Genomic DNA, 21,903 nt, shown 5'->3' on the forward strand with positions numbered 1-21,903 from the left:
CTGGTCGAGGAAGCGGCCGCAGCGGCGGGTTCGCTGCAGGAGCAGGCGCAGCGCCTGGCCGAAGCCGTGGCGGTGTTCAAGATCAATACCGGCGAAGTCATCGAAGTGCCCGCGCAGCAGTTGAGCGCGCAGCGCGCGCCGCGCGTGGCCGATGGCGCGCACCCGCCCGCGCCGGGCGCACTGGCCTTGCAGTCGTGACGCTGTGTGCAGTCCAGCCACCGGTACTCCTTTCCAGGCGGAACGGCAGTTCGAGTTCCGCGACGCCGATTTCGCGCGAGTGCGGCGCATGATCCACGAGCGCGCCGGCATTTCGCTGGGCGAGCACAAGCGTGAAATGGTCTATAGCCGGCTGACCCGCCGCCTGCGCGCGCTGGGTCGGCAGGATTTTTCGGGCTATCTCGATCAACTGGAACGCCAGCCGGCTTCGCCGGAATGGGAAGATTTCGTCAACGCGCTGACGACCAACCTGACCGCGTTTTTTCGCGAGGCCCACCACTTTCCGATTCTGGAGGCCTTCGTGCGGGGGCGGGGCGACCCGGTGTCGGTGTGGTGCTGCGCGGCTTCTACGGGCGAAGAGCCCTATTCGATCGCCATGACCCTGGCCGAAGCGCTGGGGCAGCGCGCGGCGCGGGCGAGCGTGCTGGCCACGGACATCGACACTCAGGTGTTGAGCCGGGCTCGCGCCGGGATATATGCCGCCGAACGGGTGGCCCGGATGGAGCCCGCCCGCCTGAAGCGATTTTTTCTGCGTGGACGAGGAGCCAACGAAGGGCAGGTGCGTGTGCGTGGCGAACTGGCGAGAATGGTGCGGTTCGAACCGTTGAATCTGTTGGCGCCGGTCTGGCCGATCGGTGAGCGCTTTGATGCGATTTTCTGCCGCAACGTCATGATTTATTTCGATAAACCCACCCAGGCGCGCATCTTGAAGCGGTTTGTCCCGATGTTGAAAGACGGGGGACTGCTGTTCGCCGGGCACTCGGAAAACTTCACGTACATCAGCCGGGATTTTCGCCTGCAGGGGCAGACCGTCTACGAATGCGTGAGCGCTTCCGGCCAGCAGTGAGGTGGCAATGATGAGCAAGATACGCGTCCTGTGTGTGGACGATTCGGCGCTGGTGCGCGGCCTGATGACAGAGATCATCAATAGCCACGCGGATATGGAAGTGGTGGCGGTAGCGCCCGATCCGCTGGTTGCCCGAGAGCTGATCAAGCAACATAACCCCGATGTCCTGACGCTGGATGTGGAAATGCCGCGGATGGACGGGCTCGATTTTCTCGAAAAGCTCATGCGGCTGCGCCCGATGCCTGTAGTGATGGTGTCGTCGCTGACCGAGCGGGGCGGCGAAACCACGTTGCGTGCACTGGAGCTGGGCGCCATTGACTACGTGACCAAGCCCAAACTGGGCATACGGCACGGCATGCTCGAGTATTCCGAACTGATCGCGGACAAGATCCGGGTCGCGGCCCGCGCGCGCCTGCGCGTCACGGCGACTGTCTCGCCGTCAGCTCCTGCCGCCCGCCTGCGTACGCCTTACGCCAGTTCGGAGAAGCTGGTCATGATGGGCGCGTCCACTGGCGGAACGGAGGCGATCCGCGAGGTGCTGCGGCCCATGCCGCCCGACAGCCCCGCCATACTCATTACGCAGCATATGCCTGCCGGGTTTACGCGTTCGTTCGCGCAGCGTCTGGATGCCCTGTGCGCCGTGACGGTGCGTGAGGCCGCGCACGGCGAGCGGGTACTGCCCGGGCACGTGTACCTGGCTCCGGGGGGTGACACGCACATGAAGCTGGGGCGCAGCGGTGCGAACTACGTGATCGAGCTGGAGGACAGCGCGCCGGTGAACCGCCATCGCCCGTCGGTGGATGTGCTGTTCAATTCGGCCGCCCAGGCGGCGGGGAGCAATGCCATCGGCGTGATCCTGACGGGCATGGGCAAGGATGGCGCCGCGGGCCTGCTGGCCATGCGGCAGGCGGGGGCGCATACGCTTGCACAGGATGAAGCCAGCTGCGTCGTTTTCGGCATGCCCCGCGAGGCCATCGCGCTGGGGGCGGCCGCCGAGGTGGTGTCGCTGTGGGAAATGAGTGAACGGATTCTGACGAGGCTGGGCGACCGCGCTACGCGGGTGTAGGTGTCTGACATCCGTGGGAGTCAGACATCTGCGCCATTTACGCGATCCCGCCTTCGGTCTCGCAATATTGAATGAGTAAATCTTCTGGAGTGGAAATGATAGACAAGGGCATGAAGATTCTGGTGGTGGACGACTTTCCCACCATGCGGCGCATTATTCGAAACCTGCTCAAGGAGCTGGGTTTCGAGAACGTGGACGAAGCAGAAGACGGGGCCATCGGCCTGGAGAAGCTGCGCAATGGCGATTTCCAGTTCGTGGTGTCGGACTGGAACATGCCCAATCTGGACGGCCTGGAAATGCTCAAGCAGATCCGGGCGGATGCGGCGCTGAAATCGTTGCCGGTGCTCATGGTCACGGCCGAGGCCAAGAAGGAGAACATCGTCGCGGCTGCGCAGGCTGGCGCCAGCGGCTATGTGGTCAAGCCTTTCACCGCGGCGACGCTGGAAGAAAAGCTGAACAAGATCTTCGAGAAACTGGCCGGCTGAGGTGCACGATGAGCGCAATGGAACCAGGCAGCAGCGCCGACCCCAACGACCTGATACACCGTATCGCGTCGCTTACGCGCATGCTGCGCGACAGTATGCGGGAACTGGGGCTGGACCAGGCGATCAAGGACGCGGCCCAGGCGATTCCGGACGCCCGAGACAGGCTGCGCTACGTCGCGCAGATGACCGAGCAGGCGGCTACCCGCGTGCTGAACGCCACCGACGCGGCCGGACCGCTCCAGGACAACCTGTCGCGCACGGCATCGCAGCTGGATGCCCGCTGGCAACAATGGTTCGACCAGCCGCTGGAGTTGCCCGAGGCGCGCGAACTGGTCAAGGACACGCGCGCGTTCCTGGGGGGCGTGCCCGCGCTTGCCCAGCAGACCCAGGGTCACCTGATGGAAATCGTGATGGCGCAGGATTTCCAGGACCTGACGGGGCAGGTGATCATGCGCATGATGGACGTGGTGGGCGCCATCGAGCGTGAACTGCTGCAGGTGTTGCTGGACAACGTGCCCCAGGAGCGGCGCGAGGAAGCGCAGTCGCTGCTCAACGGCCCCCAGGTCAACCCTGCCGGCAAGGCCGACGTGGTAACCAGCCAGGACCAGGTCGACGACCTGCTTGCCAGCCTGGGATTCTAGGCGTGCGCGGCATGGAATAGCCGCGGTTTCTCCCTGCTTCTTGGCTGATCGGCCAGGTGCGCGGCCCCCTAGAATCTCGGCGGGCCGTTCCGTTTTGCCACGCGGGCGGCAGATGACTCCGCGAGCATGGCCGACGATAGCGACCTTGAAAAAACTGAAGCCGCCTCTCCCCGGCGCCTGGAAAAGGCGCGGGAAGAGGGGCAGATTGCGCGTTCGCGCGAGCTTGGCACGTTTCTGCTGCTGGCCGCCGGGACGGGCGGGCTGTGGCTGAGCGGCGCGTGGCTTTATCGCGGCATTGCGGGTGTATTGCGCAATGGGCTGGGGTTCGATGCGCGGATAGGCCGCGATGCCGGCGTCATGGTCGAGCAGGCCGTGGATGGCGCGGGCCAGGTGTTGCTGGTGCTCTTGCCGCTGTTTGGCGTGCTGATGGCGGTCGCCGTGCTCAGCAGCGTGCTGTTGGGCGGCTTTGTGTTTTCGACCAAGCCGTTGCAGCCCAATTTTTCGAAGCTGAGCCTATTGTCCGGCATCAAGCGCATGTTTTCCGCACAGACCGCCGTGGAGTTGTTCAAGGCGCTGGCCAAGGCGCTGCTGGTTGGCGGCGTGGCGGTAGCCGTCATCTCGGCGCATCGCGACGAGATGCTGGGGTTGATGCATGTCGCGCCTACGGCGGCGCTGGCCAAGGCGCTGGGTCTGGTGGTGTTCTGCGCGGCGCTGATCGTGGCATCGCTGGCCATCATCGTGGCGCTGGACGTGCCGTGGCAGATATGGAGCCATTTGAAGAAGCTGCGCATGTCGAAGGAGGATGTGCGCCAGGAACACAAGGAAAGCGAAGGCGACCCGCACGTCAAGGCGCGCATCCGCCAGCAGCAGCGCGCGATGGCGCGGCGTCGCATGATGAGCGAGGTGCCGCGCGCCGACGTGGTGGTGACCAACCCCACGCACTATGCCGTGGCGCTGCGGTACGGCGAAGGGGAAGCCGCGCCGCGCGTCGTGGCCAAGGGGGCCGGGCTGATCGCCGCGCGCATACGCGAGCTGGCCGGCGAGCACCGCGTGCCGCTGCTCCAGGCGCCGCCCCTGGCGCGAGCGTTGCACCAACATGTTGAGATCGGGCAGGAAATTCCCGCCGCGCTCTACACCGCCGTGGCCGAAGTCCTGGCCTGGGTGTTCCAGCTGCGCAGCTGGCGGGCAGAGTGGGGCGCAGAGCCCGACGCGCCGGCCAGCCTGCCGGTACCGGCCGAACTGGATCCGCTGGCACACGCGCGATAGCGCGGGCCGCCTATAAGAGTCATACGCATGAGCCAATTGCTTTCCGCTTTGAAATCCCACGGCGCGGCCAATGCGCGCCTGCTGGCAGGCCCGGTGCTGATCGTGCTGGTGCTGGGCATGATGGTGTTGCCCCTGCCCACCTTCCTGCTCGACCTGCTGTTTACGTTCAATATCGCGTTGTCGGTGATGATTCTGCTGGTGGCGATGTTCACTCGCAAGCCGCTGGACTTTGCCGCATTTCCTTCGGTGCTGCTGTTTGCCACCTTGTTGCGGCTGTCGCTGAACGTGGCTTCCACCCGCGTGGTGCTGCTCAATGGCCATACGGGGCCGGACGCGGCCGGCAAGGTGATCGAGGCTTTCGGGCACTTTCTGGTGGGCGGCAACTTCGCGGTCGGCATCATCCTGTTCATCATTCTTACCATCATCAACTTCATCGTCATCACCAAGGGCGCAGGGCGTATCGCCGAGGTTGGCGCGCGCTTCACCCTGGATGCGATGCCGGGCAAGCAGATGGCCATCGACGCCGACCTGAATGCCGGCCTGATCGGCGAGGAAGAAGCGCGGCGGCGTCGCGGTGAAGTCGCCCAGGAGGCCGATTTCTTCGGCTCGATGGATGGCGCCAGCAAGTTTGTGCGCGGTGACGCTATCGCGGGCCTGCTGATCATGGTGATCAACGTCATCGGCGGCTTGATCGTCGGCATGGCGCAGCACGACATGGCTGTCGGCGACGCAGCGCGCGTCTATACCCTCCTGACTATCGGCGACGGCCTGGTGGCGCAGATTCCGGCGCTGGTGATTTCTACCGCTGCCGGCGTGGTGGTTTCGCGCGTGGCGACCGACCAGGACGTGGGGCAGCAGATACTCACGCAGCTGTTTTCCAACCCCAGCGTGTTGTTCCTGACGGCTGCCATCATCGGCATCATGGGGCTGATACCCAATATGCCGCACCTGGCCTTCCTGACGTTGGCCGCCATTCTGGCGGGTACGGGATGGACGCTGCGCCAGCGGGCCAGGGAGGCGGCCCGCGCGCAAGCCGCCCAGCCGTCGCAAGCAGCGGCGCAGGCCCAGGCCGCGGCCGCTGAGGCAAGCTGGGAAGACGTGTCGATGGTCGATCCGCTGGGGCTGGAGGTCGGATACCGGCTGATACCCCTGGTTGACCATGCCCAGAACGGCGAGCTCCTGCATCGCATCCGCAGTCTGCGCAAGAAGTTTGCCCAGGATGTGGGCTTCCTGCCCCCTGTGGTGCATATCCGCGACAATCTGGAACTCAAGCCGAACGACTATCGCATTCTGCTGTCGGGGGTCGAGATCGGCCGGGGGACCGCCATGCCCAACCAGTGGCTGGCGATCGACCCGGGCGGCGTCACCACGCCCCTGAAGGGAACGTCCACGACAGACCCGGCATTCGGCCTGCCGGCAACCTGGATCGACAGCGCCGAGCGCGATTCGGCGCAGGCGGCCGGGTACACGGTGGTCGACGCCAGCACCGTGGTCGCCACGCACCTGAACCATATGATGCACCGCCATGGGGACAGCCTGCTGGGTCGCCAGGAAACCCAGCAATTGCTGGACCGCATTTCCGCCGAAGCGCCCAAGCTGGCAGAGGACCTGGTGCCCAAGACCCTGTCGCTGACAACGTTGCAGAAAGTGCTGCAGGGGCTGTTGGCCGAAGAAGTGCCCATCCGCGACATGCGCTCGATTATCGATACGTTGTCCGAGCACGCCCCCCGCCTTGCCGCGCAGGCCGCCTCGGCCGGCGCTCAGATGGATGTGGTGTCGGAACTGGTGGCCCTGACGCGTCGCGCGCTGGGGCGGGCCATCACCCAGCAGTGGTTCCCGGGCGACGGCGAACTTCGAGTGATTGGCCTGGACGTCAAGCTCGAACGCGTGCTGGTGCAGGCGCTGACGACCAGCGGCGGCCTGGAGCCAGGCCTGGCCGATACGCTGCTGCGCGAAGCGCAGAGTTGCGTGGCCCGGCAGGAGGCGCAGGGCGACGCGCCGGTGCTGGTGGTGTCGCCGCCGCTGCGGGCGCCGCTGGCGCGATTCCTGCGGCATCACATGCCGCAGCTGGGCGTACTGTCCAACGCGGAAATTCCGGATGAACGCAGGCTGCGCGTCACGGCCTTGATCGGGGCTGGCGCATGAAACTCAGCCGTTTTGTAGGCGCCACCAGCCGGGACGTCATGCGCCAGGTGCGCGAGACACTCGGCAGCGACGCGCTGATCGTATCGAACCGCAGCGTGCCCGAGGGCATAGAAGTGCTGGCCACGCTGGACGACCCGCCGGCGGATCAGCCCGCGCCGCTGCCAGAGGCAAGCCTGCCCGTCGTGCAGGCGCCGCCGACATCGGCCGCAGAATCAGCTGGCGCACTGGAAGCGGCCATCGGCGCGTTGCGCGGCGCGCTGGAAAGCCGCCTGGACGGGCTGTTGTGGGGTGGCGCCGAGGCGCCGGGGCGCGAACCGCAGCGCGCCGCGCTGTTTCGCGCACTGCTGGACGCGGGATTCAGCGCGCGGCTGGTGCGCGCCATGCTCGAACGCCTGCCCGCCGGCCTGGAACTGCGCCAGGCGCAGTCGTGGGCCCGCAATGAACTGGTGACCCATCTGCCCATACTGGCATGCGAAGACGACTTGCTTGCCCAGGGCGGAGTCTTCGCCCTGGTAGGCCCGACCGGCGTGGGCAAGACGACGACCCTGGCCAAGCTGGCCGCGCGCTGTGTAGCGCGCGAAGGCAGGCAGCGGGTCGCAATGCTGACCACCGACAATTTTCGTATCGGGGCCCTCGAGCAATTGCAGATATACGGACGCCTGATGGGCGTGCCGGCGCGCTCGGTGCGGGATGTGGCCGAGTTGCGCGCCACCCTGACCGAACTGGGGGACCGCAAGATTATCCTCATCGATACTACCGGCATCAGCCAGCGTGATCGCCAGGTGGCCGCGCAGGCGGCGTTGCTGTGCGGCGCCGGGCGGCCAGTGCGGCGCCTGCTGGTACTGAATGCGGCCAGCCAGGGCGAAACGCTGGATGAAGTGGCGCATGCGTACCGCAACGGCGCCGGCGAAGACGTGGCCGGCTGCATCCTGACCAAGCTGGACGAAGCCTCGCGCCTGGGGCCGGCGCTGGATACCGCCATCCGCCACCGGCTGCCTGTGCATTACGTCTGCGTGGGGCAGAAGGTGCCCGAGCACCTGGCGCTGGCGCGCGCCGATGAACTGGTGGACCGCGCGCTGGCCGCGCCGGCCCGCGCGCCGGCACTGTATGCGCCCAGCGAAGCCGATATGGCGACACTGTGGCGCGCCAGCAGCGCCGTTGCGTCGGACACGGGCGCGCTGCGCCGCAGGCAGTGGCTGGCTGCGGCATTGCTGCCGGGGCGCGACGATGGCCGGGCGCTGCTTGGCCAGGCTTGCGACTGGCTTGAGCGGGATGTGGCCAGCGGGCAGGCTCGCGACATGTGGCGCGGCCTGGGCCAGGCTCGGGACCCTGCGGGGCAGGGCGCCGATCAGGACCTGGCGGCAATCCGGCGCGCATTTCCGGCGGCGTGCGAACGTTGGCTGCTGGCGGTGCATGGCGAGGCCTCCCTCAATGGCGTCGACTTGCCCGGAGCGGGTTTGCGGGCCACCGTGCTCATGAGCGACCGGGGCGACGCACTGGGCGCGGCGCAGGCCACCGTGCATTGGGCGCGGAGGGCGGCTGCCGTGGCGGATCCGAAAGCCGTCGCGCGCGCCGACCGCGCCGCGGCCGACGTGGCGGCGGCGTTGGCCGGCGGGCTGCCCAACATTCCCCTGGTGCATGTGCTGGACTCGGGCCACGAACCGCCGTGGCGGGTCTTGCCGCCAGGATCCGCCTGGGTGATGCGCCAGGCGGGCGCGCTGAAAGTCCTGCATGACGATTGCCCTACCCACTTGAATGCCGTGGGCAAATCGCTGGGATACTTGCCCGTCGGCCCCGTGCCGGCCATGGCCGGCGTACCGGCGCTGCGCCCGGCGGGCGCAGGCGATGCCGGCCTTGCCGGGCTCTGGGCATCGGGCACGGAAGTGGCTTTGCCGCGACGCGGCACGCCGCCCCAGAACGCACGGCTGGTGTGCGCCAGGGTCGTTGCCGCCGACGGCACTCTGCTGCGTCAACTGTTTGCCTTGACCAGTTTGTCGGCGGCCGATGCCGACGCCGCAGTCGTTGCCCGCTGGCTGGTGCGGCAAGACCAGGCGCGCCGCGCGTTTCGCGATATGGCGTGGGCGTGGGCGGCCTTGTCCGGAACGATGGACGCGTCGGATCCGGCGGCACGTGCGGCCGTGGCCGCGCAACTGGGGACGGCATGCTGGCAGATAGCCCAGGCGCCCGGCGCCGGCGTACTGGACGCCATGCTGCAGAGCGCGCTGGCGCGTGGCCGCAAACTGACGCCGCGCGCGGCGCCGGCTGCGCTGCTGAAGATCTTTGCGATGCTGGAAATGGCGGCCTGAACTCAGGCCGCGACGATGTTCTTGCCGCCGTAGGCGCGGCGGCCGCGGCCCTGCGCATCGTATGTGCCTGCGGTGGCCACGCCGCTGAGCTCGCGCAGCGCATCGAGCGATTGCCGCGTATAGCGCAGGCTGAGCTCGACCAGCGCGCTGTTGCGGTCGTTCAGCTCGCGCGCCTTGGCGGCCCGGGCCAGCAGAACCTGCCAGGTTTCGGACAGTCGGGCATCCTGCGCGGCTGCCTGGCCGGTGCCTTCGTGTCCGGCGGGCAAGCCCAGGCGTGCGAGCAAGCTGTCGCGGTGATCGCTCAGTGCCGCAAGCCTCAGGGCCAGCTCTTCTTTTTGCTGCGCGAGCCCGGGCAACTGGTCGAATGCCTCGCGATTTACCAATGCCTGTGTTTCCGCTTCGAGCAGTACCGAGAATTCGGACACCAGCGCGGTTTCGCGCACCAGGCAATCGAGCAGGCTATCGGGCAGTTCCATGGCGAGGCCGTACAGAAAGGGGAGGTTACTTGAGCAGGTCGCGGGCGCTGGCGATCAGGCTGTCGGCGATGCGGCCCGTGTCGATCTGCAATTGGCCGGACGCGATCGCCGTGCGGATGGCCGCCACGCGTTCGACGTCGATATCGTTGTCGCCCGACTGCAATGCCAGCAATTGGCGCGAGGCCGGGCTCAAGGCGACCTGGGCGCTCGACGGTCCGGATGCGCCGGCTCCCTGCGCCGGGTGGCCCGCGGCGTCGGTGCGCCCCGTCGGCGCCTGGGGGCCGATCGGACGGGAAGCAGGTGTCGTGATTTTCAAGAGGTTCTCCGCAGGGCTTGGCGCCGGCAGGCGCGCAACATGGTGGCCGGCTCTGGTTGTTGTAACGGCGGCCGGATGGAGAACTTTAGCGCGGATTCGCGGCGCCCATCAGCGCAGGGCCTTGTCATAGGGCCACCTCTACCAGGCTGGCGCTGCGGACGATGCCGCTGACGACCTGGCCCGAGCTGGTGCGTACCTGCACCGTGGCGCCCGGCGCAGCATCGGCCAGGGCCTGTCCGTCGCTGCTGACCACGAAGCCGCGGCCCCGCGCGGTGATGCGGACCTGCTGCCCGCGGGTAATGGCGTCGGCGCTGCGCAGCGCCGAGATTTTCATTGTCTGGCCGGCGGTAATGCGGTAGCGCGCCCGCATGCCTATGGCTGATTCCGGGTCGGTTACCACGCCGGGCGGCAGCGTCACCAGGTCGCCGTTGCGCGGCGCCAGGTCGTGGGGCCGGATGGCTTGCCCGGGCCGGATGGTATGCGCGGCCGCATAGTAGGTGCCCCGCACGCTTACGCTGGCCTGCAGATAAAGGGTCCAGGGTTGCGGCGCGGTGCAGCGCACGCCGATGGTCATGCGCGAGCGCAGGCGCAACGCCGAAGGCAGAAACGGCGCCAGCGCGTCACAGGCCGGCGTGCGGCCGGTGTCGATCGGGTCAAGCGCGATGGATAAGTCGCCTGGCACGGGGCCCACCTGCTCGCGCAGGAACGCTTCGGCCGCCCGCCCGATGGCCGCGGCGTCCGCCGTGGCGGGCGCGGCCGGGGCAGCCGTGGCGCATGGCAGCAAGGCGGCCACTGCCAGGCCTGCGAAGAAGCGCGGTAGCGTTTGCATGATGCAGGCATTGTAGGAGCCGGCCCACGCGGGCAAGGGGCGAATTGACTCAAAAATGACGGTTTATTTGGTTGATTGTGTGGCGCGCGCCGCCCCTAAGATGCCGTCATGCAAAAAGGAGTGGCGGACAGGCCGCCATTCTGTTCGTCCCCATCTTTTCTTGCGCAGGACGCTTCCAGGATGCTAGACCGGCTCAATGAGGATTTCCGCTTCTACCAGCAGGCGCTCGCGTTGCGTGCGCAGCGGCAGGAGGTGCTGTCTTCGAATATCGCCAACGCCGACACGCCCAACTATAAAGCGCGGGATTTCGATTTCCAGGCCGCCATGCGCGACGCACTGGATACCCGCATGCGCTTGCCCGACACCCATCTGGCGCTGACCTCTGCGCGTCATATCCCGGGCAAGGCCGCCATGCCCAATCCCGCGGAGCTGCAGTATCGGCTGCCGTACCAGCCGAGCGTAGATGGCAATACGGTGGATATGGACGCCGAGCGCGTGCGGTTCGCAGACAACACCATGCATTACCAGAGCACGCTGCAGCTGGTTTCCGGGCGTATCCGCTCGATGATGTCCGCCATTCAGGAGTAGGCCAGGTTATGTCTCTGACCAGCATCTTCGCAATATCCGGCTCGGCACTGCAGGCGCAATCGCAGCGCATGAATGTGGCAGCCAGCAATCTGGCCAATGCCGACAGCGTCGTAGGCCCGGACGGGCAGCCGTACCGCGCCCGCCAGGTGGTGTTCCAGGTCGATCCGGCCGCCGGCCAGCCGTACGGCCGGGAAATCGGCGGCGTGCGCGTGGCGGGCGTCGTCCAGGACGCGTCGCCGCCCAAGCGCGTCTACGACCCGGCCCACCCGCTGGCCGATGCGCAAGGCTACGTGACCATGCCCAACGTCGATCCCGTGGCCGAGACGGTCAATATGATCGCCGCATCGCGTTCGTACCAGGCAAATGTCGAGGTGCTCAACACGGCCAAGCAACTGATGATGAAGACGCTGACCATCGGTCAGTCGTGACCCCCTGATCGGAGCACCGGATGACCACGGTCAACAATTCCCCCGACCCCACCGCGCTGGCGCTTGCGCAAACCGCCGCCAACAGCGCCAGCAGCGCGCAAGGCCTGCAGGACCGCTTCCTGACGCTGCTCGTGACGCAGCTGAAGAACCAGGATCCGCTCAATCCCATGGAGAACGCCGAGCTGACTTCGCAGCTTGCACAGATCTCCACCGTAGAGGGCATCAACAATCTGAAGAACACGCTATTGGCCATCAGCGGCCAGATCGACGTGTCGCAGTCGATGAACGCCGTGGCGATGATAGGCAAGGGCGTGCTGATTCCGGGCAACAAGATCTCGCTGGGCACCGACGCGAGCGATCCATCCAAGCGTGTAGCGACGCCCTTCGGCGTGGACGTGCAGGGCGACGCCGCAAAAGTGACCGTAAAGATCGTGGACGCTTCGGGCGCCGTGGTGCGCACTATCGAACTGGGCGAACAGGACGCCGGCGTGCTGACGCTGAACTGGGACGGCACGAACGACGGCGGCCAGGCGCTGGTGGACGGCAAGTACACGGTCAACGTCGTGGCGACCGACGCCGACGGCAAGAAGGTCAAGGCCGAAGCCCTGACATATGGCCAGGTGAAGAGCGTGGCTTATTCCACAGAAGGGCTGAGGCTGGACCTGGGCCTGGCAGGGCAGATCAGCGTGCTGGATGTGCGCAAGGTGCTGGGCACCTGACGGCGCAAGGCGGGGGCTGGCGGCCTGACGCCGGCCGATCGATTCGATACATACAAACAAGCGAGAAAACACATGGGTTTCGGACAAGGATTGAGCGGCCTGAACGCTGCGACGCAGAATCTGGACGTCATCGGCAACAACATCGCCAACTCGGGCACGGTGGGCTTCAAGTCTGCCACCGCCTCGTTCGCCGACGTGTACGCGAGTTCCCGCGTAGGCCTGGGCGTGAAAGTGTCGGCCATCAACCAGCGCTTCTCGGTGGGCAACATCAGTGTCACGGGCGGGGAATATGACATCGCCATCGACGGTCCCAAGGGATTTTTCCGACTGACGGACCAGAGCGGCGGGGTGTTTTATTCCCGCAACGGCGAATTTCTGGTCGACAAGGATTTCTACGTCGTCAATGCGCAGGGCTTTCGCCTGACCGGCTACGCCGCGGGCGCGGTAGGGGCGGCGCCTGTGGATCTGCGACTGCCGCAAGGCAATATCGCGCCCAGCGCGACCACGACGGCGGGGCTGCAGTCCAACTTGAACGCGAACGCGGACGTCATCGATCCGGCGGTGGCCTTTGATCCCACGCTGGCTTCCACCTATACAGACTCCGTGCCCACCACGGTGTACGACTCGCTGGGCAACTCGCATCAAATGATGCAGTACTTCGTGAAGCGGCCGGGCACCGCCACCGAGAGCGTCTACGAGGTGTACTACAGCCTCGATGGCCAGGCGATGGCGCCCAGCACCGAAGCGGGCGGCGTGTGGGGCGGCGGCCAACAGCTGACCTTTGACTCGGCAGGGCGCCTGACGTCGGCCCCCACCGTGGCCTTGAGTTTTGCCACGCCGGGCGGCGCGACCTCGCCGGCCGAGCCGCTTGCCATCACGATGAGCTACGACGGCGTTACCCAGTACGGCAGCGATTTCTCGCCGAAGGTCGTGCAGAACGGCTATTCCAGCGGAGAATTCAGCGGCATTTCGGTGGGTTCCGACGGCACGCTGCTTGCCAACTATTCCAATGGCGAGAGCGCGGTGGTGGGCGTGCTGGCGCTGGCGAACTTCAACAATGTGCAGGGGCTGCAGCCGGTGGGCAACAACGCATGGGCGGAAACGGCCGCGTCGGGCCAGGCCACGCTGGGCCAGCCGGGCACCAACGGCCTGGCGCCGGTGGTGGGGCAGGCGCTGGAGGCATCCAACGTGGATATGAGCCGCGAACTGGTCAACATGATCATCGCGCAACGCACCTACCAGGCCAATGCGCAGACGATCAAGACGCAGGACGAGATCATGCAAGTGCTGATGAACATGCGCTAAGGCGCGGCGCCACGCACGGAAATCAGGCATGGACCGAATCATCTATACCGCCATGAGCGGCGCGGCACGCATCGGCGAGCACCAGGCCGCGCTGAGCAACAACATGGCCAATGTAAGCACGCCGGGCTTTCGCGAGCAGCTCGCGCTGTATCGGTCGGTGCCGGTACTGGACGGCACGTCGCTGCCCACTCGCGTTTCCACCGTGGCGTCCACGCCCGGCAGCAATTTCGAGATGGGCAATATGGAAACCACCGGGCGCGCGCTGGACGTCGCCATCGCGGGCCCGGGCTGGTTCGCCGTGCAGACGCCGCAAGGCGAGGCCTACACGCGCGCCGGCAACCTGCAGGTGGGAGTCAATGGTGTGCTGCAGACCGCGCAAGGGCAGCCCGTGCTGTCGGACCAGAACGGGATCGTCGATGTGCCGGAACTGGCGACGTTGACGATCGCCAGCGACGGCACCATTACCGCTCTGGGGGCCGGCGACCCTCCCAACAACATTCTCAACCTGGGACGCCTGAAACTGGTGAACCCGCCGCCAGAGCAGCTGGTGCGCGGCGACGACGGCGTGTTCCGCATGGCGCCGTTGGGCGGCCAGCCCGCGCCGCCCCTGCCGGCCGACCCGGCGATGCGCATCATGGCAGGGGTGCTGGAAGGCAGCAACGCCAGCCCCATCAAGGCGATGGTAGGGATGATCGAGAACGCCCGGCGGTTCGAAATGCAGATGCAGGTTATCAGCGAGGCAGACCAGAACGCCGAGCGGGCCAACAGCCTGCTGTCGATGAACTGAGGCTGATTCAATTTTATCTATGCGAGCCGGCCCAGGTGCCGGCTTGCTCCAGGAGTTTCCATCATGATGCGTTCGCTGTGGATTGCCAAGACGGGTCTCGAAGGTCAGCAGACTTCGATGGACGTCATTTCCAATAACCTGGCCAACGTCCAGACCAACGGCTTCAAGCGGGGCCGTGCGATCTTCCAGGACTTGATGTACCAGACGCTGCGCCAGCCCGGCGCTCAGGTGGGTGACGCCAACCAGCTGCCCACCGGCTTGCAGCTGGGCACGGGTGTGCGTGTCGCCTCGACCGAACGGGTGTTCACGCAGGGCAATATGAACAACACCGGCGGCGAGCTGGATATCGCCATCGATGGCAAGGGTTTTCTGCAGGTGGAGCTGCCCGATGGCACCCAGGCCTACACGCGTGACGGCGCCCTGCAGGTCGACCAGAACGGCCAGCTGACCACGGCGGGCGGTTATGTGGTCCAGCCGCCTATCAATGTGCCGGACAATGCGCTGTCGCTGACCATAGGCAAGGACGGCACCGTTTCGGTGACCCAGCCGGGCGCTGCGGGCCTGAACGTGCAGATCGGCCAGTTGCAGCTGGCGACCTTCATCAATCCGCCCGGGCTGCAGAGCATAGGCGAAAACCTGTACCTGGAAACCGATTCGTCGGGCCCGGCCAACGTTCTGCAGCCTGGCATCGATGGCGCGGGCTCCATCCTGCAGCAGTATGTCGAGACGTCCAATGTGAACGTCGCCGAAGAGCTGGTCAACATGATCACCACGCAGCGCGCGTACGAGATGAACAGCAAGGCTGTGAAGACCTCGGATGAAATGCTGGCTCGCCTGACGCAGTTGTGATGCCCATGAATGTGCTGCGTCTGCTGTTTGCGGCCATGCTGGCAGTGGCGGCTGTCGGGTGTGCGATGATTCCGCCCGAACCGATAGTCAGCGGCCCCGTCACGGCCGTGCCCCCGCCGCCGCCCATGGCGGCGGCGCAGCCCAATGGCGCCATTTACCAGCCGAGGGTCTACGGCAATTACCCCTTGTTCGAAGACCGGCGGCCCCGCAACGTGGGCGATATCGTCACCATCGTGCTGAACGAGCGCACGAACGCGGCCAAGAACGTCGCCACCAATACCAACCGCAGCGGCAGCGTCGGCCTGGGTATTGCCGCCACCCCCGGCTTCATGGACAGCTGGGCCAATGCCAAGCTCGACACGGATGCGTCGGGGTCGAACCAGGCATCGGGCAAGGGCGATACAAGCGCCAACAATACGTTCACGGGCACGATCACCACCACGGTGATAGGCGTGCTGCCCAACGGCAATCTGCAGGTTGCGGGCGAAAAGCAGATCGCCATCAACCGGGGCAGCGAATATGTGCGCTTTTCCGGCGTGGTGGATCCACGCTCGATAACGGGCGCCAATTCGGTGTCTTCGACCCAGGTTGCCGACGCCCGCATCGAGTATCGCAGCAAGGGAGTCATGGATGAAGTGCAGACCATGGGCTGGCTGCAGCGCTTTTTCCTGATCGCATCGCCGTTCTGACCATGACTTTCTTTCCTCTGTTTTCCGCTTTGCTGCGCCGCGCCGGCCCATTGGCCTTGGCGGCATTGCTGACGCTGGGCGGCGCGGCGCATGCCGAACGCATCAAGGACCTGGCCTCCATACAGGGGGTGCGCGGCAATATGCTGATCGGCTATGGCCTGGTGGTCGGGCTGGACGGCAGCGGCGACCAGGTGCGGCAGACACCTTTCACCCAGCAAAGCCTGACCAACATGCTCTCGCAATTGGGCATTACGGTGCCGCCGGGCAGCAACATGCAATTGAAGAACGTGGCCGCCGTCATGGTGACGGCCACGCTGCCGCCGTTTGCGCGCCCCGGCCAGCGCCTGGACGTGGTGGTGTCGTCGATGGGCAATGCCAAGAGCCTGCGCGGCGGCACGCTGTTGATGACGCCATTGAAGGGGGCCGACAGCCAGGTGTATGCGATCGCCCAGGGCAACATCCTGGTGGGCGGGGCCGGGGCGTCCGCGGGCGGCTCAAGTGTGCAGATCAACCAGCTCAATGGCGGGCGCATTACCGACGGGGCGATTGTCGAGCGCGCGGTGCCTACCTCGTTCGCACACGACGGCAGCATCTACCTGGAAATGGATGTGACCGACTTCGGCACAACCCAGAATGTGGTGGCGGCGCTGAACCAGGCATTCGGTCCAGGCACGGCCGAGGCCGTCGATGGCCGGGTCGTGCAGGTCAGGGGGCCGGCCGACGCAGCGGCGCAGGCCGCTTTCCTGGCCAAGGTAGAGAACCTGCAGGTACGGCGCGCGCCCGCCACAGCCAAAGTCATTATCAACGCCCGCACGGGGTCGGTGGTGATGAACCAGACCGTAATGATCGACGAAGCGGCCGTGGCGCACGGCAGCCTGTCCGTCATCATCAACCGCCAGGCGCAGGTGTCGCAGCCCGACACCCCCTTCGGCGGCGGGCAGACGGTGGTGGTGCCCAACACGCAGATCGAGGTGCGCCAGGAAGACGGCGCGCTGCACCGCGTGCGCACCAGCGCCAACCTGGCAGACGTTGTAAAGGCGTTGAACGCGCTGGGCGCCACGCCACAGGACCTGCTGGCCATCCTGCAGGCCATGAAATCGGCGGGCGCGCTGCGCGCCGACCTGGAAATTATCTGATGGCTTTTGTCAGTTATACGCCGCGACCGGGTTCTCAGCAGTCGGTCTTCGACATGGGACGCCTGGCTGACCTCAAGCGCGGCGCCGCTTCAAGGCCCGACGATGCCGGTGCGCAGAAGCAGGTTGCTACGCAAGTGGAAGCGCTGTTTCTGCAGATGATGCTCAAGCGCATGCGCGAGGCTACGCCCAAGGGAGGGCTGTTCGACTCCCAGCAGTCGCAGATGCTGCGCACCATGACGGACGAGCAACTGGCGCTGCAGTTGGCCGATCCGGGTGTCGGCCTGGCCCAGGCCATGCTGAAGCAGATGCAGCAGGGCCGGGCAGCGGGCGCCGACGCGGCGCTGGATCCGGCCCTGGCCGCCGCGCCAGCCGACAGCTCGGCGCGCGCCCCGCGCCAGGTGGCGGCATTGCTGGAACTGATGCGCAACAACCGTGCGCGCGAGCGAGAGTTGGCCGTGGCCGATGGCGCTCCTGCGCACGTGGTGGACTTTGTGTCGCGCATGGCCGGGCCAGCCGAACATGCGGCGCGCCAGACGGGGCTGCCGGCGCGCCTGATCCTGGGCCAGGCGGCCCTGGAATCGGGGTGGGGCCGGCGCGAACTGAAATACGAAAACGGCGCCACCAGCCACAACCTGTTCGGCATCAAGGCCGGCGCGGGCTGGCGCGGCAAGGTGGTCAGCGTGATGACCACCGAATACCAGGACGGCGTGCCCCGCAAGGTCGTGGAGCCATTCCGCGCCTACGGGTCGTATGAGGAATCGTTTGCCGATTATGCGCGCCTGATCGGCGAAAGCCCGCGTTACGAATCTGTTCTGCACGCGCGCGACGAGGTCGAGGCCGCGCGGCGCATCCAGGCGGCCGGCTATGCCACCGACCCGGCATATGCCGACAAGCTGATTGCGGTGATGGCGCAGCTTGGCGGCGCAGGCGCCGGGGAATTTGACGGTGCGCGCTAAATTCGGCGGGGCGCGTGCCGTTAACCCGGTATCTGGACCGAATGCGGTTTTCTACGGGATATCGGCAATATGAATCTGTACAACTTGGCGCTCACCGGGTTGAATGCCTCGCAGGCGGGGCTGGAAGTCACCAGCCACAACATCAACAACTCGGCAACGGTCGGCTACAGCCGCCAGCGCGTGATCACCTCGACAGCCGGCGCCACCGAGACGGGGCAGGGTTACTTCGGCCGCGGCGTGCAGGTCGATACCGTCAAGCGCCAGTACGACAGCTTCCTGTATCGCCAGATGGTAGGCGCCCAGGGTTCGGGCGCCCAGCTGGCCACCCACTACGACCAGATATCGCAGATCAACAACCTGTTCGCCGACCGCACCGTAGGCATCACGCCGGCGCTGGAGGGCTTTTTCGCCAGTGTGAACGCCGGCGCGAGCAGCCCTGCCGACCCTGCGGTGCGCCAGGACATGATAGGCAAAACCAACTCGCTGGTCACGCAGATCAATACGGCCTATCGCGAGCTGCAGAATCTGCGCGACGGGGTCAATACGCAGATCTCGACCACGGTTGAGCAGGTCAACAGCTACCTGGAGCGCATCAACGACCTGAACCAGCAGATCGTCGTCGCGCAGGGCAAGTCGGGCCATGCGCCCAACGACTTGCTGGACCAGCGCGACCAGGCGCTGTCGGAGCTCAACCAACTGGTGGGCGTACGTTATTACCAGCAGGGCGACACACTGAACATCACCCTGCAAAGCGGACAGACGCTGTTGTCGGGCACGACCGTGTATCCGCTGGCGGCCGTGCAGTCGGCGGCCGATCCCACGCGCATGGCACTGGCCTATTCACTGCCATCGGGCGGCGGCACGACGATAAAAGTGGAGCTTGCCGACAGCCAGATCAGCGGCGGAAAGCTGGGAGGCTTCCTGCAGTTCCGCAGCGCATCGCTGGACGCGGCGCAAGATCAGCTGGGCCAGCTGGCTGTGGGGCTGGCGCTGGCGTTCAATGCGCAACACGAGGCGGGGCTGGACTTGAACGGCGATCCTGGCGGGCCCATGTTCGGCCTGGGTGTGCACACAGGCATTCCCAAGGCCGGAAACGGCGGCGATGGCACGCTGACCGCCGCATTCACCGACGCGGGCGCGTTGCGGGCGACCTCGTACGACATAGTGTTCGATGGCGCCAATTACCAGGTCACCCGCCGCTCGGACGGCGCGACGCAGACCTTGACGCCGGCCGGCGCGCCGCCGTCGATCGAGATCGACGGCATGAGCCTGGAGCTGGGCGGCACCGCCATGGCCGGCGACAGCTGGACGCTGCAGCCCATGCGCGACGCCGCCCGCGATCTGAGCATGTTGATCACGGACCCGGCCAAGATCGCCCTGGCCGACGCGACCGGGGGCACGACCAATGGCGCGAACGGCCTGGAACTCGCCAAGCTGCAGACCACGAAGGTGCTGGCTGGCGGCACGCTGAGCCTGGCCGGGCAGTTTTCGCAGCTGATCAACAACGTGGGTGTACAGACCCAGCAGATCAAGACCGCCAACACGGCCCAGGGCAACCTGATCACACAGCAGACCTCGGCATACCTGTCGGTTTCCGGCGTGAACCTCAACGAGGAATACGTCAACCTGACGATCTACCAGGAACAGTACCAGGCCAGCGCCCGGATCCTGGATGTGGCCAGCACGGTGTTCGACACCTTGCTCGGCCTGCGCTGATGCGGTTGATTGCAGCTGACTGATACGGACCGGAGCTTTTACCATGCGCCTGAGCACTTCTCTTATCTACCAGAACGGCCTGAACGGCATCCTCAAGCAAGAAGCGACGTTGTCGCGCCTGCAGGAACAGCTGGCCAGCGGCCGCCGCGTGCTGACGCCGGCCGATGATCCGCTTGCCGCCTCGCTGGCGGTGAATGTGTCGCAGACATCGAGCATGAATGCGACCTACGCGAACAACCGCGATACGGCCAAGCAGACCCTGGGCCTGGAAAGCAATGCCCTGGCGTCCTCGGTGACCACGCTGCAGTCGGTGCTGCAACGGGTTGTGCAGGCGGGCGGCACGCTCAGCGACCCTGACCGCCAGGCGCTGGTGGCCGAGCTCCAGGCCGCGCGCGAGCAACTGGTGGGCCTGGCCAACGCCACGGACGGCAACGGGCAATACCTGTTTTCGGGCCACGACGGTTACGCGCAACCGGTGACACTCAATGCCGATGGTTCGGTCACTTATGGCGGCGACAATGGCCAGCGCATCATCCAGGTAGACCAGAGCCGCCAGATGGCCGGCAGCGATGTGATCGCCGATATCTTCGGCAAGGCGGCCAGCGGATCGATGGCCTACATCATGCAGGCCGGGGCCGCCAACACGGGAACCGGGCAGTTCGGCAAGGTGTCATTCGACGCCCCGGCCGCTGGCAACAACGTGGGGCAGGACTTCGTCATTACATTCTCGGACGTGGGCGGCGTGCTGAGCTACACGGCCGACACGGTGCCGGGTTCGGTGCCTGCGCCGGCGCCGGTGCCGTTCGTGGAAGGGCAGACCATAGACATGGGCGGCGTCAGGGCCAGCATCTCGGGGCAGCCCGCTGCGGGGGATACCTACACGGTGCAAACGCCCAAGGCATCGAACATGGATATGTTCGAGACGCTCGGCGACCTGATCGACACCCTGGCCACGCCCGCCATGGACGACCCGGCGGCGATGACGGCCATCAACAACATGCTGGCCACCGCCAACCGCAAACTGTCACTGACGCTGGACAACGTGCTGACCGTGCAGGCCTCGGTGGGCGCGCGCCTGAACGAGCTCGACGCCCTGGACTCGGTGGGCGCGCAACGCACGTTGTCGTATACCAAGCAGCTGTCCGACCTGGAAGACGTCGACGTCTATAGCGTGACTTCCCAGCTGTTGCTGCGCAAGGTGGCGCTGGACGCCGCAGCGGCGTCGTTCTCGACCATCCAGGGTTCCAGCCTGTTCAGCCGCGGGCGTTGAGCCCTTTGGCGCTTTACTGTTTATCTCTTTATAGACCCAGGATCATGCTGTCAAATTTGAAAGTTCGCACCGGCATACTGCTTGTGCTCGGCGTATTGTTGCTGGCGCTGCTGGTGTCCAACGCGGCTGCGTGGTTGGCCATGTACTCCAGCAACGACAAGCTCGACCGGGTCAACGCCGTGTACTCCAATCAGGTGACGCCGGTATACCAGGCGGTCACGCTGCTGCAGCGCGCCCGCTTGAGCGGATCTGCGTCGCTCGTTGAACTGCAGGAGGGCCGCCTGCGCGAATCGAGCCAGTCGCTGAATGAGGCGCGTACGGCCAGCGCGAGTGCGGCGCGGCTGATCACCGCGTTCATGGACATGACCAAGAGCGAGGCGCTGGAGCAGAAAGCCCAGGCGCTGAATGCCGCCTACCAGCGCTATGCCGGCAGCGCAGCGCGACAGTTCGATGCGATGGACAGGCAGGACCTGCGCGCTTTCATCGAACAGAATACCGGTACGCAGGCCGCGGCGGCGGCCTTCGACCAGGCGTTCTCGGATTATCTCCAGTTCGTCAATACGCGCACTGACCAGCTCGTAGTCGATGCCAGAGCCGACTACATGCTGTCGCGCACGGTGTCCATTGCACTGGTGCTGATTTCGCTCGTGCTGGCCGGCCTGTGCTGGGTCTTTATGCAACGCAGCGTGCTCCGGCCCCTGCGGGAAGCTGGCCAGCACTTTGACAAGATTGCCAACGGGGACCTGACGGCGCGGGTAGAGGTTCGCAACAGCAACGAGATAGGCCAGTTGTTTGCGGCGCTCAAGCGGATGCAGGAGAACCTGGCGCGCACGGTGTCGCAGGTTCGTCGCGGGGTTGACGAGATCA

General features: G+C 66.0%; 22 protein-coding genes and 1 pseudogene. 20 read left to right on the forward strand and 3 right to left on the reverse strand.

What is annotated here, in order from left to right; all coding sequences use genetic code 11:
- The 8 genes and pseudogenes from CAL18_RS05690 to flhF form a co-directional block, all read left to right on the forward strand.
- Positions 1-198: pseudogene (locus CAL18_RS05690) on the forward strand (methyl-accepting chemotaxis protein); the annotation flags it as partial.
- Between the two features lie 4 nt (positions 199-202).
- Positions 203-1,063 carry a CheR family methyltransferase gene (locus CAL18_RS05695; protein WP_026639851.1) on the forward strand — a complete coding sequence of 287 codons (861 nt, stop codon included), beginning with the start codon at positions 203-205 and terminating at the stop codon, positions 1,061-1,063.
- A gap of 10 nt (positions 1,064-1,073) precedes the next feature.
- A complete protein-coding gene (locus CAL18_RS05700) occupies positions 1,074-2,129 on the forward strand; it encodes a protein-glutamate methylesterase/protein-glutamine glutaminase (RefSeq protein ID WP_094796741.1) in 1,056 nt (351 codons plus the stop codon).
- A 95-nt stretch (positions 2,130-2,224) separates the two neighbouring features.
- Entirely contained in the window at positions 2,225-2,614 is a 390-nt protein-coding gene (gene cheY / locus CAL18_RS05705) for a chemotaxis response regulator CheY (protein ID WP_026639849.1), read from the forward strand.
- 8 nt (positions 2,615-2,622) lie between these two features.
- A complete protein-coding gene (cheZ, locus tag CAL18_RS05710) occupies positions 2,623-3,255 on the forward strand; it encodes a protein phosphatase CheZ (protein ID WP_026639848.1) in 633 nt (210 codons plus the stop codon).
- 126 nt (positions 3,256-3,381) lie between these two features.
- Positions 3,382-4,521 carry a flagellar biosynthesis protein FlhB gene (flhB, locus tag CAL18_RS05715; RefSeq protein ID WP_026639847.1) on the forward strand — a complete coding sequence of 380 codons (1,140 nt, stop codon included), beginning with the start codon at positions 3,382-3,384 and terminating at the stop codon, positions 4,519-4,521.
- A 27-nt stretch (positions 4,522-4,548) separates the two neighbouring features.
- Positions 4,549-6,666 (forward strand): flagellar biosynthesis protein FlhA, encoded by a 2,118-nt coding sequence (gene flhA / locus CAL18_RS05720; RefSeq protein ID WP_094796426.1) that lies wholly within the window; start codon positions 4,549-4,551, stop codon positions 6,664-6,666.
- The gene (gene flhF / locus CAL18_RS05725; protein WP_094817504.1) at positions 6,663-8,972 is read left to right on the forward strand and encodes a flagellar biosynthesis protein FlhF; all 2,310 of its coding nucleotides are present in this window, start codon (positions 6,663-6,665) and stop codon (positions 8,970-8,972) included. Before flhA ends, flhF begins: the two co-directional genes overlap by 4 nt.
- Before the next feature lie 2 nt (positions 8,973-8,974).
- Here flhF and CAL18_RS05730 read toward each other — a convergent pair whose 3' ends face one another.
- The 3 genes from CAL18_RS05730 to flgA form a co-directional block, all read right to left on the reverse strand.
- Entirely contained in the window at positions 8,975-9,448 is a 474-nt protein-coding gene (locus CAL18_RS05730) for a flagella synthesis protein FlgN (protein ID WP_051423778.1), read from the reverse strand.
- 25 nt (positions 9,449-9,473) lie between these two features.
- Positions 9,474-9,764, reverse strand: a complete 291-nt coding sequence (gene flgM, locus CAL18_RS05735) for a flagellar biosynthesis anti-sigma factor FlgM (RefSeq protein ID WP_094796428.1) — start codon at positions 9,762-9,764, stop codon at positions 9,474-9,476.
- A 124-nt stretch (positions 9,765-9,888) separates the two neighbouring features.
- Positions 9,889-10,593: a flagellar basal body P-ring formation chaperone FlgA gene (gene flgA / locus CAL18_RS05740; RefSeq protein ID WP_038852365.1), complete on the reverse strand. Its 705-nt coding sequence runs from the start codon at positions 10,591-10,593 to the stop codon at positions 9,889-9,891.
- A 180-nt stretch (positions 10,594-10,773) separates the two neighbouring features.
- Here flgA and flgB point away from each other — a divergent pair, with 180 nt between their 5' ends.
- The 12 genes from flgB to CAL18_RS05800 all read left to right on the forward strand — a co-directional run.
- Positions 10,774-11,181 (forward strand): flagellar basal body rod protein FlgB, encoded by a 408-nt coding sequence (gene flgB, locus CAL18_RS05745; protein WP_026639841.1) that lies wholly within the window; start codon positions 10,774-10,776, stop codon positions 11,179-11,181.
- A gap of 8 nt (positions 11,182-11,189) precedes the next feature.
- On the forward strand, positions 11,190-11,609 hold the full coding sequence (gene flgC, locus CAL18_RS05750) for a flagellar basal body rod protein FlgC (RefSeq protein WP_026639840.1): 420 nt from the start codon (positions 11,190-11,192) through the stop codon (positions 11,607-11,609).
- A gap of 20 nt (positions 11,610-11,629) precedes the next feature.
- A complete protein-coding gene (locus CAL18_RS05755; RefSeq protein ID WP_026639839.1) occupies positions 11,630-12,328 on the forward strand; it encodes a flagellar hook capping FlgD N-terminal domain-containing protein in 699 nt (232 codons plus the stop codon).
- A 72-nt stretch (positions 12,329-12,400) separates the two neighbouring features.
- Entirely contained in the window at positions 12,401-13,633 is a 1,233-nt protein-coding gene (gene flgE, locus CAL18_RS05760; RefSeq protein WP_026639838.1) for a flagellar hook protein FlgE, read from the forward strand.
- A 28-nt stretch (positions 13,634-13,661) separates the two neighbouring features.
- A complete protein-coding gene (locus tag CAL18_RS05765) occupies positions 13,662-14,420 on the forward strand; it encodes a flagellar basal body rod protein FlgF (protein ID WP_026639837.1) in 759 nt (252 codons plus the stop codon).
- A 63-nt stretch (positions 14,421-14,483) separates the two neighbouring features.
- On the forward strand, positions 14,484-15,269 hold the full coding sequence (gene flgG / locus CAL18_RS05770; protein ID WP_026639836.1) for a flagellar basal-body rod protein FlgG: 786 nt from the start codon (positions 14,484-14,486) through the stop codon (positions 15,267-15,269).
- Entirely contained in the window at positions 15,269-15,958 is a 690-nt protein-coding gene (locus tag CAL18_RS05775; protein ID WP_094796430.1) for a flagellar basal body L-ring protein FlgH, read from the forward strand. The genes flgG and CAL18_RS05775 overlap by 1 nt, the downstream gene beginning before the upstream one ends.
- A 2-nt stretch (positions 15,959-15,960) precedes the next feature.
- On the forward strand, positions 15,961-17,094 hold the full coding sequence (locus tag CAL18_RS05780; protein WP_026639834.1) for a flagellar basal body P-ring protein FlgI: 1,134 nt from the start codon (positions 15,961-15,963) through the stop codon (positions 17,092-17,094).
- Positions 17,094-18,050 carry a flagellar assembly peptidoglycan hydrolase FlgJ gene (gene flgJ / locus CAL18_RS05785; RefSeq protein WP_094817505.1) on the forward strand — a complete coding sequence of 319 codons (957 nt, stop codon included), beginning with the start codon at positions 17,094-17,096 and terminating at the stop codon, positions 18,048-18,050. Before CAL18_RS05780 ends, flgJ begins: the two co-directional genes overlap by 1 nt.
- 69 nt (positions 18,051-18,119) lie before the next feature.
- The gene (flgK, locus tag CAL18_RS05790; RefSeq protein WP_094796432.1) at positions 18,120-19,766 is read left to right on the forward strand and encodes a flagellar hook-associated protein FlgK; all 1,647 of its coding nucleotides are present in this window, start codon (positions 18,120-18,122) and stop codon (positions 19,764-19,766) included.
- A gap of 43 nt (positions 19,767-19,809) precedes the next feature.
- On the forward strand, positions 19,810-21,036 hold the full coding sequence (gene flgL, locus CAL18_RS05795; RefSeq protein WP_094817506.1) for a flagellar hook-associated protein FlgL: 1,227 nt from the start codon (positions 19,810-19,812) through the stop codon (positions 21,034-21,036).
- A 56-nt stretch (positions 21,037-21,092) separates the two neighbouring features.
- Positions 21,093-21,903, forward strand: an 811-nt coding sequence (locus CAL18_RS05800; protein ID WP_249278381.1) for a HAMP domain-containing protein, incomplete at its 3' end; no start/stop codon positions are given.

This window comes from Bordetella genomosp. 7 (assembly GCF_002261415.1).
GTDB lineage: Bacteria > Pseudomonadota > Gammaproteobacteria > Burkholderiales > Burkholderiaceae_B > Bordetella_A.

What these genes read in the sequence shown, in the direction of transcription:
- flhB (WP_026639847.1), top strand. Translation starts at nt 3,382, where the DNA reads ATGGCCGACGATAGCGACCTTGAAAAAACTGAAGCCGCCTCTCCCCGG.
- flgE (WP_026639838.1), top strand. Translation starts at nt 12,401, where the DNA reads ATGGGTTTCGGACAAGGATTGAGCGGCCTGAACGCTGCGACGCAGAAT.
- CAL18_RS05775 (WP_094796430.1), top strand. Translation starts at nt 15,269, where the DNA reads ATGCCCATGAATGTGCTGCGTCTGCTGTTTGCGGCCATGCTGGCAGTG.
- CAL18_RS05730 (WP_051423778.1), bottom strand. Translation starts at nt 9,448, where the DNA reads ATGGAACTGCCCGATAGCCTGCTCGATTGCCTGGTGCGCGAAACCGCG.
- flhA (WP_094796426.1), top strand. Translation starts at nt 4,549, where the DNA reads ATGAGCCAATTGCTTTCCGCTTTGAAATCCCACGGCGCGGCCAATGCG.
- CAL18_RS05765 (WP_026639837.1), top strand. Translation starts at nt 13,662, where the DNA reads ATGGACCGAATCATCTATACCGCCATGAGCGGCGCGGCACGCATCGGC.
- CAL18_RS05700 (WP_094796741.1), top strand. Translation starts at nt 1,074, where the DNA reads ATGAGCAAGATACGCGTCCTGTGTGTGGACGATTCGGCGCTGGTGCGC.
- flgB (WP_026639841.1), top strand. Translation starts at nt 10,774, where the DNA reads ATGCTAGACCGGCTCAATGAGGATTTCCGCTTCTACCAGCAGGCGCTC.
- flgL (WP_094817506.1), top strand. Translation starts at nt 19,810, where the DNA reads ATGCGCCTGAGCACTTCTCTTATCTACCAGAACGGCCTGAACGGCATC.
- flgC (WP_026639840.1), top strand. Translation starts at nt 11,190, where the DNA reads ATGTCTCTGACCAGCATCTTCGCAATATCCGGCTCGGCACTGCAGGCG.
- flgG (WP_026639836.1), top strand. Translation starts at nt 14,484, where the DNA reads ATGATGCGTTCGCTGTGGATTGCCAAGACGGGTCTCGAAGGTCAGCAG.
- CAL18_RS05780 (WP_026639834.1), top strand. Translation starts at nt 15,961, where the DNA reads ATGACTTTCTTTCCTCTGTTTTCCGCTTTGCTGCGCCGCGCCGGCCCA.
- cheZ (WP_026639848.1), top strand. Translation starts at nt 2,623, where the DNA reads ATGAGCGCAATGGAACCAGGCAGCAGCGCCGACCCCAACGACCTGATA.
- cheY (WP_026639849.1), top strand. Translation starts at nt 2,225, where the DNA reads ATGATAGACAAGGGCATGAAGATTCTGGTGGTGGACGACTTTCCCACC.
- CAL18_RS05755 (WP_026639839.1), top strand. Translation starts at nt 11,630, where the DNA reads ATGACCACGGTCAACAATTCCCCCGACCCCACCGCGCTGGCGCTTGCG.
- flgA (WP_038852365.1), bottom strand. Translation starts at nt 10,593, where the DNA reads ATGCAAACGCTACCGCGCTTCTTCGCAGGCCTGGCAGTGGCCGCCTTG.
- flgJ (WP_094817505.1), top strand. Translation starts at nt 17,094, where the DNA reads ATGGCTTTTGTCAGTTATACGCCGCGACCGGGTTCTCAGCAGTCGGTC.
- flhF (WP_094817504.1), top strand. Translation starts at nt 6,663, where the DNA reads ATGAAACTCAGCCGTTTTGTAGGCGCCACCAGCCGGGACGTCATGCGC.
- flgK (WP_094796432.1), top strand. Translation starts at nt 18,120, where the DNA reads ATGAATCTGTACAACTTGGCGCTCACCGGGTTGAATGCCTCGCAGGCG.